The 15605-nt window shown below is 52.4% G+C and carries 11 protein-coding genes; 9 read left to right on the top strand and 2 right to left on the bottom strand.

Annotated features, from left to right (window positions below; genetic code table 11):
- Window positions 1-157: 157 nt before the first annotated feature.
- The 5 genes from OMQ46_RS04790 to OMQ46_RS04770 all read left to right on the top strand — a co-directional run bounded on the left by OMQ46_RS04790 (window position 158) and on the right by OMQ46_RS04770 (window position 4942).
- The gene (locus tag OMQ46_RS04790) at window positions 158-298 is read left to right on the top strand and encodes a hypothetical protein (RefSeq protein WP_266235386.1); all 141 of its coding nucleotides are present in this window, start codon (window positions 158-160) and stop codon (window positions 296-298) included.
- Complete coding sequence (locus tag OMQ46_RS04785; protein WP_266235387.1) at window positions 252-1154, top strand: catalase family peroxidase; 903 nt, start codon at window positions 252-254, stop codon at window positions 1152-1154. Before OMQ46_RS04790 ends, OMQ46_RS04785 begins: the two co-directional genes overlap by 47 nt.
- A gap of 196 nt (window positions 1155-1350) precedes the next feature.
- Entirely contained in the window at window positions 1351-2688 is a 1338-nt protein-coding gene (locus OMQ46_RS04780; RefSeq protein WP_266235389.1) for a paraquat-inducible protein A, read from the top strand.
- Window positions 2681-4351 carry an intermembrane transport protein PqiB gene (gene pqiB / locus OMQ46_RS04775; protein WP_266235391.1) on the top strand — a complete coding sequence of 557 codons (1671 nt, stop codon included), beginning with the start codon at window positions 2681-2683 and terminating at the stop codon, window positions 4349-4351. Before OMQ46_RS04780 ends, pqiB begins: the two co-directional genes overlap by 8 nt.
- Before the next feature lie 21 nt (window positions 4352-4372).
- Window positions 4373-4942: a PqiC family protein gene (locus OMQ46_RS04770; RefSeq protein WP_266235392.1), complete on the top strand. Its 570-nt coding sequence runs from the start codon at window positions 4373-4375 to the stop codon at window positions 4940-4942.
- A gap of 32 nt (window positions 4943-4974) precedes the next feature.
- On the opposite strand, the gene OMQ46_RS04765 is transcribed toward OMQ46_RS04770, so the two are convergent.
- Window positions 4975-5625 carry an MlaC/ttg2D family ABC transporter substrate-binding protein gene (locus OMQ46_RS04765; RefSeq protein ID WP_266235393.1) on the bottom strand — a complete coding sequence of 217 codons (651 nt, stop codon included), beginning with the start codon at window positions 5623-5625 and terminating at the stop codon, window positions 4975-4977.
- Between the two features lie 44 nt (window positions 5626-5669).
- Window positions 5670-8123, bottom strand: coding sequence for an efflux RND transporter permease subunit (locus OMQ46_RS04760; RefSeq protein WP_266235394.1), 2454 nt, complete (start codon window positions 8121-8123; stop codon window positions 5670-5672).
- Between the two features lie 164 nt (window positions 8124-8287).
- On the opposite strand from OMQ46_RS04760, the gene OMQ46_RS04755 reads away from it, so the two are divergent.
- The 4 genes from OMQ46_RS04755 (at window position 8288) to OMQ46_RS04740 (ending at window position 15568) form a co-directional block, all read left to right on the top strand.
- Window positions 8288-9265 carry a glutathione S-transferase family protein gene (locus OMQ46_RS04755; RefSeq protein WP_266235395.1) on the top strand — a complete coding sequence of 326 codons (978 nt, stop codon included), beginning with the start codon at window positions 8288-8290 and terminating at the stop codon, window positions 9263-9265.
- A gap of 535 nt (window positions 9266-9800) precedes the next feature.
- The gene (locus OMQ46_RS04750) at window positions 9801-10967 is read left to right on the top strand and encodes an efflux RND transporter periplasmic adaptor subunit (RefSeq protein ID WP_266235397.1); all 1167 of its coding nucleotides are present in this window, start codon (window positions 9801-9803) and stop codon (window positions 10965-10967) included.
- 9 nt (window positions 10968-10976) lie between these two features.
- Window positions 10977-14147: an efflux RND transporter permease subunit gene (locus tag OMQ46_RS04745; protein WP_266235398.1), complete on the top strand. Its 3171-nt coding sequence runs from the start codon at window positions 10977-10979 to the stop codon at window positions 14145-14147.
- Window positions 14147-15568 (top strand): efflux transporter outer membrane subunit, encoded by a 1422-nt coding sequence (locus tag OMQ46_RS04740; RefSeq protein ID WP_266235400.1) that lies wholly within the window; start codon window positions 14147-14149, stop codon window positions 15566-15568. Before OMQ46_RS04745 ends, OMQ46_RS04740 begins: the two co-directional genes overlap by 1 nt.
- Window positions 15569-15605: the final 37 nt, after the last annotated feature.

Raw genomic sequence — 15605 nt, 5'->3', positions numbered from 1 at the left:
ACAAAAAATTCATCAATCATCTCTATTCTGGATGAATATGGCTGTGTCATTCGTGCTTAATTCAGCAATGAACGGTCAGATTGACATAATGCTATTCTGCAATGGCTAAACCGCTAATTCTGCCGTTTGAATGCCGGCTTTTATTTGAGAGGTCTCTATGCGTAATCAAAATAAGATAGGTAAGTTGTCTGGCTGGATAGGTATCTGTTTTATGGCTTTTCTGCCGGGACTGGCATTAGCAGAAAGTGCCCATGCCAACATCGTCGATACCTTTGTGGCCCTGTCAGGTGGTCCATGAAGGTGAGCGGGTTAATCACGCAGAGGGCATTGTGGCTGAAGGCATTTTTACGCCATCGTCTCAGGCCAGCCAGATCACCACAGCACCCCATTTCCAAAAAACGCCCACTGATGTTGTCGTCAGGTTTTCAAATGCGACCGGTGTCCCGCAAATTCATGATGCGTCTGGCGAAGCTTTTCCCAAGGGGATGGCTATTCGTTTTTTACTCGAAGACGGGGATGAGACTGATATGGTGTTGTTATCCGTCAATCGATTCCCGGTCAGTACGCCGGAAAAATTTCTTGAGTTACTGACAGCGATTAAAGCATCCCGTGACAGTGATGCCACCCCTTCGCCGATTGCCCGCTTTCTTGAAAACAATCCCAGTGCCAAACGCTTTGTTGAACTGGACAAACCCGCACCAGAAAGCTTTACCACACAAAACTATCATGGTCTGAATGCCCTTATTTTCACTAATGCTGATGGTGAGCGCGTTTACGGGCGTTATCTGGTAGAGCCGGTTAATGGTTCACAGTTTCTGGATAGAGACGCACGCGAATCGGCAGCGCCGGATTATCTCTCCACTGAATTAAAAAGCCGGCTTGAACAAGGCAAAGCCGTGATGACAATCTCGCTACAGATTGCGAGTGAGGACGATATTAAAAATGATCCTACCGTGGTCTGGCCGGAAGAAAGACAAATCATCGAACTGGGTACACTTGAAATTCAGAACATCATGGACAATGGCGCTGAATATGCCAAAAACACCCTGTTCAATCCGCTGGCATTGACCGATGGCATCTCGGCTTCTGATGATCCGGTTTTACTTGCAAGACCCACGGCTTACGCGCTCAGTTTTCAAAAACGGGCAGACTGAACGCCAGCACCGCATCGATAAAAAAATGCGGGTTAAAGCCCGCATTTTTTGTTTCAGTCCTGCTGTGGATTACGTACCCAATTTTCGGATATGAACAATTGATAGTCCACTGATAACATTACGACAAGCGTACTTATCCATAAAGCCTTATCCCTGACACTTGAGCTTTCGCTCATAAGCCGCATGGACATTTGATTTGCAGCGAGCGCAACGATTTAAGACCTTTCAATTTGTCGAGCCTGGTTCTCCTGAATCACGGGGGCGGCGCAGGCGTTTACGTGCCTGTCAGGAATGTGACTGGGTAGTGGCCTTACCGGCACTCAAGCCCAATCAGCTTGCCACATGTCCCCGTTGTCATCACACGCTGGCGCGACGACATTTCCGCCCGGCGCAACGCAGTATGGCGCTGGCCATCAGTGCCTTAATTGCGTTAATGCTGGCGGTCTATTTTCCTTTTGTCAGTTTTCATGCGCTGGGCATCGGTCAGAAAATTCAGCTCAGCCAGACAGCCACGCAGTTACTGAGTTTTGAACAGCCATTGATGGCCATTCTGGTGTCATTGACTATCGTGATTTTGCCGGCGTTGTACCTGCTAGCAGTGATCTGGTTGCAAAGCGGTTTGCTGCGGGGGAAACCACAGCCAATGAGTCGGGTTATTGCCCGATCTTTGAAACATTTGCATCCTTGGATGATGGCGGATGTGTTCATCATCGGCGCGCTGGTCAGCCTGTTTAAGCTGTCTGGGTCCGCTGATGTGACGCTCGGGGCTGGCTTCTGGGCCTTTTGCAGCTTTGCCATTTTGCTGCTGATGACGACCCGATCGGTTGATGATGACTGGTTGTGGTTTTCGATTGCCGGCGAACCACCGGCACCCGAGGGAACACAAACCGGAATAACAGCGGCCTCACAACAGCTGACCGGCTGCAGCACCTGTGGCCTGTTGCAGAGACTGCCGAATCAGGGACAGGCTCACTGCGAACGCTGTGGTGAGCGACTACGCCCCCGGCTCCCCCACTCCCTGCAGCGCACCTGGGCCTTATTGCTCACCGCCTGTGTGCTCTATGTGCCGGCCAACGTCTACCCGATTATGCATAGTACCCGGCTGGGACAGACGCAGCCACAGACGATTATTGGTGGTGTTGTCGACCTGATCAATGGTGGCTCCTGGCCGATTGCCCTGATCATCTTCACCGCCAGTATTATCGTCCCGGTAGGCAAAATACTGGCTCTGGGCTGGCTGTGTCTTCGTGTTGGCAAAAGCAGTGAGATGACGTATCGCAGTCGTATCAGACTCTACCGTGTTGTGGAGTTTATCGGTCGCTGGTCCATGGTCGATGTGTTTGTCGTCGCCATCCTGGTCGCGCTGATTCGTGCCGGCAACCTGATGTCCATCACACCCGGTCCGGCTGCACTGGCCTTTGCCCTGGTGGTAATATTGACTATGCTGGCTGCCATTTGTTTTGACCCGAGACTGATTTGGGATCAATCCACTGAACACAGAAACCACGCTTTCAAGGACCCACTGCATGAGTGAAAACGGTTCAACCGACCAGCCACACAACAGCGATTTACACAAAGCGACGACTGTCAGGGCCTCACGATTATCGCCTATCTGGATCATTCCTGTTGTGGCAGCCCTGATAGGTGCCTGGCTGGTTGTCGACAACTATCTACACACCGGTCCGTTGATCACCCTGACTATCTCCAACGCTGAAGGCATTGAGGCCGGTAAAACCCGAATCAAGACCCGCAATGTTGATATCGGCCAGGTTGAAGAAGTGAAATTATCCGATGATCTCAGTCAGGCCCTGGTGATGGCCCGCATCAACCACGATGCCGAGGAAGTGCTGGTTGAAGATACCCGCTTCTGGGTTGTGAAACCCCGTATCAGCCGTGAGGGCATCAGTGGTTTCGGCACCGTGTTGTCCGGTGCTTATATCCAACTGCATCCCGGCCAGTCACAGAAACAACGGCGAAAATTTGAGGTACTTGAGCAGCCACCGGTGGCGTTGGATGGCAATGAAGGGATCCGAATCAAGCTGGTCAGTCAACTGGGAAATTCTCTGCGGGTGGGCGACCCGGTGACGTATCAGGGTTACACCGTGGGACGTGTTGAGAGTGCCGAGTTTGATGAGGCCGCCCTGCAGGTCAATCACCAATTGTTTATAGAGCAGCCCTATGATGCCCTGATTAACGCTAATACCCGATTCTGGTCTGCCAAAGGTGTCAACCTGGAGTTGAGCTCCACCGGATTTGAGGTCAATATCGCTTCACTGGAAGCCCTGTTGAGCGGTGGCGTGACTTTCGGCATTCTGGAAGACTTGCCGGCAGGCCCTGTAGAACAGGAGCAGGTTTTTCAACTATTCCCGGACGAAGAAAAAGCCCGTCAGGGACTGTTCAGCGATTCACTGGAGTATGTGCTGCTGGTGGAAGACACGGTGCGCGGTCTCAGTGAAGGCGCACCGGTGGAATTTCGTGGTCTTCGTGTTGGCACGGTCAAGGAAGTACCCTGGCGCTTTACCTCACCGGAACGACGTATTCGTGAAAACTTTGCCATCCCGGTATTGATCAGTATTGAGCCGCAGCGTCTTGGTGGTCAGGAAAAAGTCGACCTGGCGTCCTGGCGTGAAAGATTGAAAAACATCGTGGAGAATGGCCTGCATGCCACGCTGAAATCCGGCAATTTGCTTACTGGAGCCTTATTTGTTGATCTCAACTTTCAGCGTGACCAAGACGAAAACAGGAAGCTGGAAACCTTTGAGAAACGGCTTGTGATCCCCACTACCCCGACAGGGCTGGCGCAAATTGAGCTGAAGGTATCCAGTCTGCTGGATAAACTCAATGCACTGCAGATCGAGCCAATCATGAAAGGGATGGACAATAATATGCAGCAGTCCGAATCCCTGTTGCGGGAAGTCCGCAGTCTTACTGCCAGCGTTAAGGATTTGCTGGATAATCCGGAAATTCAGCAGGTCCCGACCAATATCAATCAGACTTTGACTGAGCTGCGAAAAGCCATTGAAGGCCTGTCACCGGAGTCGCAGACCTACCAGGAACTGAACCAAACACTGCAAACCCTGGAAACCCTGCTGCGGGACCTGCAACCTCTGGCACGAACCCTGGGTGAGCAGCCTAATGCCTTGATTTTTAATCCACCGGCGACTAATGACCCACAGCCACCGGCAGCCACACCCTAATCAGGAATCGATTTTACTGTGATGACACCGAAAACTTATCTAAGCGTTTTGTTCATTCTGCTATTGTCGGCCTGTGCCAAGCCGACTATGGACAAGCAACATTATTTCCTGCCGGGACCGAGCGGCGAGATTGAGTCAGCCGATAAGCCGGGGAAAATGCAATTGCTGCAAATCAGTGACGTACAGTTGGCTGACTTTCTGAATAAATCGGGACTGGTGTTGCAACTGGACGACATTACCCTGAATCAGGCAAAAAACCATGTCTGGGCTGAAGATCTACGCCGGCAAATCAACCGTGGTCTGCAGGCACGTCTGAATCTTCAGTCACAGCCCTACACAGTGGTAAGACCTCAGACTCCGGCTGATTTACGTTTATCTATCGATATTCATGGATTTCATGGCCGCTATGATGGTCTGGCGTTGACCAGCGGACAATGGCAACTGAAAAATCAACAAGGTGAAATCCAGCACATCCAGCGCTTTGAGATGGAGACAGCACTCAAGGAGTCAGGTTACCCAGCGCTGGTCAGAGCGCTGGGGCAGAATCTCGATAAACTGTCGCAGCAGATTGCAGACTATCTGCAACCCTAGCGGTTGCCAGGATATGCGTGTTAAGCACCTTATTACAGCTCGTCGACACCCTTGATTTCATCCGCTGACCAGTTATTTATCGCTGCTTCGACGCTGCCATGTCGACTGACAGCACCATCAAACTGGTTCATATACACCATACCCAGGTTGACCCCGTCGAGAATAATATTGTGCACCTGCCAGGCTTGGCTGCTGTCTTTTCGGCCCAGGGCATAATCAATTGAATAAATTCGGTTGTTGCCTGCTTCTGCCTTCATTTTGATATAGGTCCGGTTATCACGCTGCGGATTGAAATCCGCCGGCAGGGGCTGGACTTCGATACTTTTGACTTCAAAGGTTTGAAAGCTTTTCATGTAGAGCTTTGACAGGCTGCGCTTAAAGGCCTCCGAAAAGGCTTGCTTCTGTTCCTGTGTCGCTGCTTTGCCGTGCTTGCCCATGACCCCGCGAGCAATGGCATCAAAATCCACAATCGGTTCCAGTACCTGAAACAGATCATCCGCCATCTCCTGCGTCATCTGGCCTTCGTCGAGCGTCTGGTGCTCTTTGATAATATCCAGTACTTCAGTCGTGGATGCCTGGATGATGTCTCTCGGGTTGTTATGACCCTGCTCTGCGCTGACAGTGAACGCAAAGAAAAGCAGGTATGTCGCTAAAATCCAATGGAAAAACGTGCTGTGTTGCATAAGTAAGGTATCCCTTTTCCGTAGTTGGTATTTCAATGAATGAGTCAGTTTTCGCTGGCCTGAGTTCGCTGCTTATCTTTTGACTGGTAAGCGAGAATCAACAGTCCAGGCAGAATGGTCAGATTGGCGGTCAGCGCCAGCATCATGGCCAGTGCCGTCATCAAACCAAAATAGACACTGGGAATAAAATTGGAAAACACCAGCACTGAAAAACCGATAATGACCGTCACCGAGGTGTAGTAAATCGCATTGCCAATACTCTGGTGGCTCTGGCTGACAGCAGTTCGGACATTATGGCTGGCCGCATATTCCTTCCGGAAGCGATGCAGATAATGAATCGCATCATCGACCCCGATACCGATAATAATCGCGGCAATGGTAATCGTCATCACATCCAGCGGGATGCCCAGGTAGCCCATCAGGCCAAGCGCAGTCGCTGCGGCAAGCACATTGGGAATCAAACCCAGTACGGCCAGCGTCAGGGAACGCAGCAACAGCATGAACATGATCAATGTCGCGATAATCACAAATACCAGGGTGGATGTCTGCGAATCAAACAGGTGCTGCAGCATACCGTTGAACAGTACTGCCATGCCGGTGATGCGAACATCCTCTGCTGCAAAACCGAGTTCGTTCACCGCATGGTGTTCGATATCTTCAATCAGCCCCTCAATCGTGTAATCAGGCACCGTTTCATGCAGACGCAGGGTGATACGCATCATGCCAGTCTCGGGGGAGGCGTAGGGTTCAATCAGATCATGGTAAACCCGCTCAGGCATGGCTTTGATGGCCGTAACCAGCTCAACCGGCCCCAGGGGCTCACCATCATTGTAGGTCTGTGCCACCTGTTCCAGGTTTTCCAACGAGATGATTTTACCGACAGCCTCTTTACGCTCCAGGTAGTCATGCATCTCACGCAAATATTGAATCTTGTTGGGGGTAAACCAGTAGAGTCTGGCGTTGCTATCTTCTGCACCAGTGCTGAAGAAGCTGGTCTCCTCCTCTTCCGGTTCTTGATAAGGCGGGAATTGGAGAATGATATCCATCGGCATGGTGCCACCCAGATTCTTATCAATAAATTCGAGCCCTTTATGAATTTCGGTGTGATCACGGAAGTATTCGACAAAGCGATTATCCATGCTCAGTCGGCCGATACCGAGCGTTGCCACAACAAACACAATCAGCATCAGGATTAACACCAGGCGGGTACGATTCACGGCAAGACCGCTCAGGAAATGGGTGAGATGTGGTTCATCATGAAGGCGGGCATGGTCACCCGCTCTGGGCAGCAGCAGTAAAATGCCGGCGAACAAAGCGTACGTCACCAGAAATGACACCAGGATGCCGATACTCATGATCCAGCCAAAATCCATCACCGGTACGATATCACTGGTGACCAATGAGCCGAATGCCACCATGGTGGTCAGCGCCATATAAACACAGGGGGCCAGCTTATCTTTCATGGTCTCGATCACCAGTGCCTGATGCGGCATGTCTGGGTTCTTGCTTCCCAACTCGCGGTAACGAACGATGAGGTGAATCGCAAAGGAGATGCTGAAAATAGTTAGCAGAGAGATATAGTTGGAGGAAACGACCGTGGTCGGCTGCTGTAAAAAGCCCAGAATACCTGTGGTCAGAAAAATGGTCACGCCGGTGCTGGCAAGCGGATATAACACCCAGCGTAACTGTCGGAATAGCCAGAACAGCATCGCAGAAATGAGGGCAATCACAATGCTGCCGAAAATCACCACATCCTGCTTCACGTAGCTGATCATGTCGGCGGCAATCATCGGAATCCCGCCGAGATAGGCTTTCACATCATCACTTACGTTGTCTCGTACCGCCCGAATCTGGCTGATTAACTGTTCCCTGTCCTGTAGATGCTGGCTGTAGACTTTTTGATAGCGCTCCTCGACCGAGGCCAGCTGAAGCTGTTGTTCCTCTGTTGGGTTCTCAATCTTCCGTAACGCACGACGCTGTTCTCTAATTTCAGCGAGTGCGTGATCCGGTTCTAACTGAATACGGATTGCGGTAGTCTGACCCTCTTCTGATATCAACAGATTGCGGAATAACGGGCTTTGCGTCAGCTCTTCTCTGGCCAGGCTTAAATCCACATCATCTGACAGCAGTGTGCGAAAGCCTGTTGCCAGTTCCGAGACCGGCACATGGGGGCTTTGCAGTAACGGCGCTTCCAGCATTGAATCCACATTACTGACGCCATCAATTTCCTCCAGTTGACCGACCAACTGCTGCAGGTTTTGAATGCTCTGCGGACTGATTAAAGGCTGGTTTGTGGGCGTATAGGTCAGCACCAGGAAGCCTTCGCCGCCAAACTGTTCACTAACATCACGGTAATAGGCCAGCTCCGGATCGCCCTCTGCCACCAGCGTGTCTTCCGAGGCATCAAAACGGAAGTCCTGAACGTAGTATGCCGCGACCAGGCAAAGGCCTGTCAGCAATAGAATCAGAGAGAGTGGCGCAATTAAGCTTTTTTTCATGCGGTATCCAGTGTTGCTGTGTGTTTGAAGTAAATCGGGTCCACAAGTTCACGCCCACTCTGCCCAATCCTCGTATGACAGTAAAGTTCTGGACTGGTCTGTTGGAACCTTCGCCGCAACTAATAGCCAGATTAGCCATTATATTGATCAACAGGAGACGTTTCATGGGACTGCTTATTGACGGGAAGTGGTATGACCGCTGGTACGACACGGCATCCAATCAGGGCCGATTCAAACGCAGTGAATCCCAGTTTCGTCATTGGGTGACGCCGGACGGTCAGCCCGGCCCCAGCGGCAATGCTGGCTTTAAAGCAGAAAAGGATCGTTATCATCTCTACGTCTCACTGGCCTGCCCCTGGGCCCACCGGACATTGATATTCCGTAAATTGAAAGGTTTGGAATCAATAATTTCACTATCGGTGGTGAATCCGTACATGGGAGAGCATGGCTGGACTTTTGAAAGCGGAGACGGCGTGATAGCCGATCCAGTCCACGATGCCGACTTCCTGCATCAAATCTATACCGCTGCTCAGCCTGACTTTAGCGGCCGGGTGACCGTGCCGGTACTGTGGGACAAGCAGCAGGATACGATTGTGAATAATGAGTCTGCCGAGATTATCCGTATGTTCAACACAGCCTTTGACGGGCTGGGCGCCGAAGCCGGTGATTATTATCCTGAAGCACTGCGGTCAGAGATTGATGCAATTAATGATGAGGTTTATGACCGGATCAATAATGGCGTTTATAAAGCCGGCTTTGCCACCACGCAGGAAGCATACGAAGAAGCCGTCATACCGTTATTCGAAGCCCTGGATAGGATTGACGAGCGTCTGTCACAGCAGCGCTATCTGGTCGGCGATCAACTGACGGAAGCCGACTGGCGCCTATTCACCACCCTGCTCCGGTTTGATCCGGTCTATGTTGGCCACTTCAAATGCAATCTGCGGCGGATTGCGGATTATCCCCACCTGTCAGGCTACCTACGTGAGTTATATCAATGGCCGGGTGTCGCCGACACCGTCAATATGGCCCATATCAAACAGCATTACTACCGCAGCCACGGCACAATTAATCCCACCGGGATTGTGCCTGCCGGGCCGGTACTGGATCTGAATCAGCCGCATGGGCGTGAGCAACGCTGAACGGGCTGCTCTTCCTCGCCATTGACGTGGCGTTGCTGACGGTGGCGTCGATTGCAAACGGCTTGAGGCTTTGATCCGAGCATTTCACTTTTAAGCCATATGATTGTGTAACACCAAAGCAAATTTCAGCGGTCAATTTGTGACTTTATTTATCCCTCCGCTGCCGTGCTTTCAGCGGGTGCCTTTCTGCTGACAGTACTTGGCTTATTCGGCAGTCCGTATTTGTTTAAAAGCAACTTATACAATGCGCCTGAATAGCCTGAAAAAGCGCGCATTGCCCAGCCTCATTCCGGCAGCGAAGCCGTTTCAAAAAAAGCCTGGGTTAACGAGAATCAATCAATAAGCCTGTAGTTTTGGGCAAGCTTGTCTCTGCGCATCCACCTACAATGCTAATCACTTTCCTCAGCCCAATGACGGCCTGAGACCTCGGGCACAGCATTCAGCAGGTCTGTTTTTCCTGGCCAGGGCCAATCAATTAACCGGATTTTAATAAATGTATGCGTTCATTAGACGCAATCTGCCATGGAGTTTAAGCATGCGACTTTCATTTTCAGCTTTAGTCTTTTTAATGACATTGGCCTCCACAGCCTGCACGGATAGCACACAGAATGCCGACGCTGCCCCAAGTCCACCCCCGCCGCCGGAAGTGGATGTAGCGACACCTTTAAAACAGACGCTGACCGACTGGGATGAGTTCACAGGGCGTTTTGAAGCCATCAACGATGTGCAATTACGTGCCCGCGTCACCGGTTATCTGGTGGAAAAAAGATTCAAAGACGGACAGATGGTCAAAAAAGGCGATGTGCTCTACGTCATTGACCCGCGCCCATTCAGCTATGAACTACAGCGGATAGAAGCACAGCACCAACTGGCACAGAAAGAATGGGAACGCGCCCAGAATCTACGTGAGAGCCGGGCGATTTCTCAGGAAGAAGCTGATCGGCGCTTTCAGGAGTTACAGATTGCCAAATCTTCGCTGGACAACGCACGTTTGCAAATGGCCTTTACCGAAGTCACCTCGCCGATTGATGGCAAGGTCAGTGACAGTTACGTGGATGTCGGCAATATGGTGGAAGAAAACGAAACGGTATTAACCCGCATCGTCAGCACCAATCCGATACATTTCCGCTTTGAAGGCTCGCAGACTGATCTGCTCAAATATCTGCGTCTGGATCGGGCCGGTCAACGTCCAAGCAGCGATTCCGCGCCGAATCCCATTTACATCAAACTGCTGGATGAAGATAAATTCTACCACCAGGGCAAGATGCACTTTGTCGACAATGCCGTTGATAATTCCACCGGCACCATTCAGGCGACCGCCACCGTCAACAATGACAACGGCATTATCTACCCGGGCCTGTTCGGCCGTGCCCGTCTGTTGGGCAGGGCCAATTACGAAGCGATTCTGCTGCCGGAAAAGGCCATCAATACCGACCAGGATAAAAAGTTCGTCTATGTTGTTGATAGTAAAGACATCGTACAGCGGCAGTATGTGCAGATCGGCAACCTTCTGGATAACGATCTGATTGTGGTCAGCGAGGGATTGAGCGGCGATGAACGCGTGGTGATTAACGGCATTCAGCGGATCCGTCAGGCGGACCAGCCCGTCACTCCTAATCCTGTTGAGTTAGCGTGGCAAGAGCCCGATACCCTGGTGCAGGCGGAAGGTACAGGTTCTGAGCAACGGACGGATCAGGAATAAGGAATTTTTATGCAATTTCCCAAGTTTTTTATCGACAGACCGATATTTGCCACGGTGATGTCTATCATGACCGTGATCGTCGGTGCGATGGCCTTTTTTACCCTGCCGATTGAGCAATATCCTTCAGTGGCTCCCCCCACCATCCAGGTTTCGGCCAATTACCCGGGGGCCACCGCCGAAACGGTGGCAGAAACGGTAGCCACACCGATTGAGCAGGAAGTGAACGGTGTCGAAGGCATGCTCTATATGCATTCACAGGCTTCAGCCGACGGCAGTATGACCCTCACTATCACCTTTGAACTGGGTACGGATCTGGATACCGCCCAGGTGCTGGTTCAAAACCGGGTGGCGATTGCTGAACCGCGCTTGCCGGAAGTCGTCCGTAGCATGGGGGTGACAACCCGTAAAAACACCCCGGATCTGATGCTGGTAGTCAATATGTCCTCCCCGGATGGCACTTATGACCAGAACTACCTGGCTAACTATGGCGTGCTTAATGTTCGTGATCGCCTGCGCCGGATTGAAGGTGTCGGTGAGGTCCGGGTATTTGGTGCTGCTGATTATGCGATGCGGATCTGGCTGAAACCGGCATTGCTGCAATCCTATAATATCGCGGCCGGCGACATCATTAATGCCCTCCGGAGTCAGAACGTGCAGGTTGCCAGTGGCACGCTCAACAGTGCACCGCAAAAGGAACAGAACTACTACGAATACATTGTGCAGACTCAGGGCCGGCTGGAAACCCCGCAACAGTTCGGGGAAGTTATCGTGAAAGCCGAGGAAGGCCGGATTGTTCGCCTGAAAGATGTGGCCCGTATTGAACTCGGTGCTCAGGAGTATGTCACCAAAGGCTACCTGGGTGAAAAACCGGCCGTGGCGCTGCCTATCTACCAGCGTCCGGGATCCAATGCGATTGCTACCACCCAGGCCCTCAAGGCTGAAATGATCGATATCGCCAAGGATTTCCCGCCCGGAATCGAATACGAGTTTGCTTATAACCCCACCGAGTTTATTGAACAGTCGGTTGAAGCGGTTGAACTGACCGTGTATGAAGCCGTGTTCCTGGTGGTGATCGTCATTCTGGTGTTTCTGCAGACCTGGCGCGCTGCCATTATTCCGATTGTGGCGATTCCGGTGTCTTTGATCGGGACCTTTGCCGTGATGTCGGCGCTCGGCTATTCGCTCAATAACCTGACCCTGTTCGGTCTGGTGCTGGCGATTGGTATCGTGGTCGATGATGCCATCGTCATTGTAGAAAATATGGAACGCAACCTGCGCAATGGTCTTTCACCCCGTGATGCCGCCCGTAAAACGATGGATGAGGTCGGTTCCGCGCTGATTGCGATGGGACTGGTCCTGGTCGCGGTGTTCCTGCCAACCCTGTTCCTGGAGGGGATTTCGGGCAAATTCTACCAGGCTTTCGGTCTCACCGTGGCCGTGGCCACGATGATTTCGGTGGCAGTATCGCTGACCCTGTCCCCTGCTTTGGCCGCCATACTGATGAAGGTGGAGCCGCATGACCACAAACCGGTCAAATGGTACAAGTCACCGGTCAAAGCCTTCTTTAATGGTTTCAATAAAGGCATGAACGGGCTGTCGAATCGTTATGGCTGGTTTGTCGGCAAAACCATTCGCATGGGCTTTATCATGCTGCTGATTTACGGCGGTCTGATGACGCTGACCGCGTTTCAGTTCGACCGTGTGCCGACAGGCTTTATTCCATCACAGGACCAGGGCTCGCTGATTGTTGCGATTACGCTGCCGGAAGGTGCGTCTCTAACTGAAACCGATGAGGTAGTCCAGGCCGTTAGTAGCGAAATGTTGAAGGTGCCGGGCCTTGCCAATACGGTGGGTTTTACCGGTTTCTCCGGCGCGACCCGTACGCTGCAATCCAATGCCGCGGTCATCTTCACGCCACTCGAGTCATTTGATAAGCGGCTCGCTGAAGGCATTGAATATCAAAGCATTCTGGACAATATGCGTGCTGTTGCGGGCTCGTTCAAAAATGCTCAGATTGCCGTGTTTGAGCGACCGCCTGTTCCCGGTATCGGGAATGCCGGTGGTTTTAAAATGATGTTACAGGACCAGGGTGGGCGCGGTCTGGCTGTGCTGGAACAGGCAGCCAAAGATATGGCAGCGGCTGCCAACAGCCCTGACAGTCCGGCCACGACAGCAGCGTTTACTTTCTTCAATACCAATAATCCACAGCTTTACCTGGATATTGACCGCAATAAGGCTGAGCGTCTGGGCGTACCGGTGGATAACGTGTTTGAAGCGCTGGAAGTCTTTATCGGGTCGGTCTATATCAATGACTTTAATTACCTGGGCAGAACTTTCCGGGTCACAGCGCAGGCGGAAGCCGAAGAACGCCTCAGCATTGATGATGCATTGCGAATCCGGGTGCGCAATAACAACGGTGATATGGTGCCGATTGGCTCTTTTGCCACAGTGGAAAACACCTCTGGCCCCTCCCGTGTGCCGCGATACAATCTGTATCCGGCGGCCGGTGTAATGGGCAGTGCCAGTCCCGGCTACAGCTCGGGTGAAGCGCTGAACGCGATGGAAGATCTGGCCGCGCAGATCCTGCCTGACGGCATTGGTTATGAGTGGACAGAGATTGCCTATCAGCAGAAATCGACCGGCGATACGGCGGTCCTCGCCTTTGTGCTGGCGGTGGTGTTTGTCTTTCTGCTGCTGGCCGCCCAGTACGAGAGTTGGACGCTGCCACTGTCCATTATTCTGATTGTGCCGATGTGTCTGCTGTCGGCCATTACCGGCGTCTATATGGCCGGTATGGATAACAACATCCTGACCCAGATCGGTCTGGTGGTCCTGGTGGGGCTGGCCTCTAAAAACGCCATTCTTATTGTCGAGTTTGCCCGCGAACTGGAAGATCAGGGTCGTGATATGTGGCAGGCGGCGGTGGAAGCGGCGCGGCTTCGCCTGCGCCCGATTCTGATGACCTCCTTCGCCTTCATTCTGGGCGTGGTGCCGATGGTGATTGCCACCGGTGCCGGTGCGGAAATGCGCCAGGCGCTGGGGGTGGCCGTGTTCTCCGGCATGCTCGGTGTGACCGCCTTCGGCTTGATATTCACGCCGGTGTTTTATGTGTTGTGCCGCAAACTGGCACTGATTCGGGTCAAAAAGACCTCGGATAACCTGTCTTCGGAGTCTGTTTAATGACAAAGCGACCTTTACTAGCGCTACTTATCGGGGTTCTCATGGCAGCCGGCGGCTGCGCCTCATTTCGCGATTATCAGGCACCGGAAACGCCCGAGGCGGTGTCGGAAACTGAACTGCAACAGGCCGGTAATGATCGTGTTCAGGCCAACAAAAAACCGGTTGCCGACTGGTGGCGTGAATTTAATGATCCCCTGCTGACCGAATTGGTCAACACCGCGCTCAATGCTAATCCGGATGTGCGGATCGCCTACGCCAATCTGCAGGAAGCCCGGGCTTTGCGTCGTGAAGTCGGTTATGACCGTCAGCCTGCTGTCGATGCCACCGGCGATGCCTCGCGTAACCTGAATTCGCAGGAGAGCTCCAATGGGACCAACCTGCCCAGAACCAATAACAGTTTCCAGGCGGGCTTTGATGCCAGTTGGGAACTGGATCTGTTCAACCGTGTATCATCTAGGGTTGAAGCACAGCAGGCTTTGACGGAATCTGCCGAAGCGGATTTACAGCAGATTTATGTCACCATTGCTGCAGAGGTTGCCAGAGCCTACATCGAACTTCGCGGTGCCCAGCACCGGCTGGATATTGCCGAGCGTAACCAGAGCAACCAGGCTGAAACCTATGAACTGACGCAAGTGCTCCTGGATAATGGTCGCGCTACAGCGCTGGATGTGTCCCGAGCTGAAACCCAGTTGACCCTCACCAAGTCGACTATCCCCCCGCTGCAGGCAGCGGTATCTGCCGCCATCAATCGTTTATCAGTGCTGACAGGACAGGTACCGGACGCCTTGCGTAAGCGATTATCAGAAAAAGCGCCACTGCCTGAATTGCCGGTGACGCTGGCTGTGGGTGATGCTGAGTCATTACTCAAACGACGTCCTGATATTCGCGCGGCAGAGCGCAATCTGGCGGCCAGTGTCGCGGCTTATAATGTCGCTGTTGCTGATCTGTTCCCGAAAGTCAGCCTGCTTGGCTCGCTGGGTTTTGTCGCCACCAATCTCAGCAGCTTCGGCACTTCGGCGCTAGCTGGTTCACTGGGTCCTTCCCTGCAATGGCAGGTATTCAACCGTGACAGCATTCGTGCCCGTATCGATCAGGCTGATGCCCGCAGTCTCGCCCAACTGGCGAACTACGACAAAACGGTACTGGCGGCTTTGGAAGAAACACAGACTGCGGTCAGTGATTTTGCCCGCGAAGAGGAACGCCGGGCGACCCTGCAACAGGCGGCAAAGTCAGCCCAACATTCTGCCGAGCTGGCACGACAACGTTTTGATGAAGGCTATGATGATTTTCTGGATGTGCTGGATGCCGAGCGAACTTTACTGGAAACCGAAGATACTCTGGCCGGAAGTGAAATCAGTGCCGTGCTGAACCTGATTGCCATTTACAAGGCGCTAGGTGGTGGTTGGCAGGTAAAAAGCTGAGAACTGAATTTATCCGTGGTGGTCAGTTATTCATATC

It is taken from the genome of Methylophaga sp. OBS1 (assembly GCF_026319365.1).
The sequence above is the reverse complement of the archived record's forward strand: the minus strand, read 5'-3'. Positions and strand labels throughout refer to the sequence as shown.

Coding starts and splice junctions, on each gene's coding strand:
- OMQ46_RS04770 (WP_266235392.1), top strand. CDS start 4,373: ATGACACCGAAAACTTATCTAAGCGTTTTGTTCATTCTGCTATTGTCG.
- OMQ46_RS04750 (WP_266235397.1), top strand. CDS start 9,801: ATGCGACTTTCATTTTCAGCTTTAGTCTTTTTAATGACATTGGCCTCC.
- OMQ46_RS04745 (WP_266235398.1), top strand. CDS start 10,977: ATGCAATTTCCCAAGTTTTTTATCGACAGACCGATATTTGCCACGGTG.
- pqiB (WP_266235391.1), top strand. CDS start 2,681: ATGAGTGAAAACGGTTCAACCGACCAGCCACACAACAGCGATTTACAC.
- OMQ46_RS04790 (WP_266235386.1), top strand. CDS start 158: ATGCGTAATCAAAATAAGATAGGTAAGTTGTCTGGCTGGATAGGTATC.
- OMQ46_RS04785 (WP_266235387.1), top strand. CDS start 252: ATGCCAACATCGTCGATACCTTTGTGGCCCTGTCAGGTGGTCCATGAA.
- OMQ46_RS04755 (WP_266235395.1), top strand. CDS start 8,288: ATGGGACTGCTTATTGACGGGAAGTGGTATGACCGCTGGTACGACACG.
- OMQ46_RS04740 (WP_266235400.1), top strand. CDS start 14,147: ATGACAAAGCGACCTTTACTAGCGCTACTTATCGGGGTTCTCATGGCA.
- OMQ46_RS04760 (WP_266235394.1), bottom strand. CDS start 8,123: ATGAAAAAAAGCTTAATTGCGCCACTCTCTCTGATTCTATTGCTGACA.
- OMQ46_RS04765 (WP_266235393.1), bottom strand. CDS start 5,625: ATGCAACACAGCACGTTTTTCCATTGGATTTTAGCGACATACCTGCTT.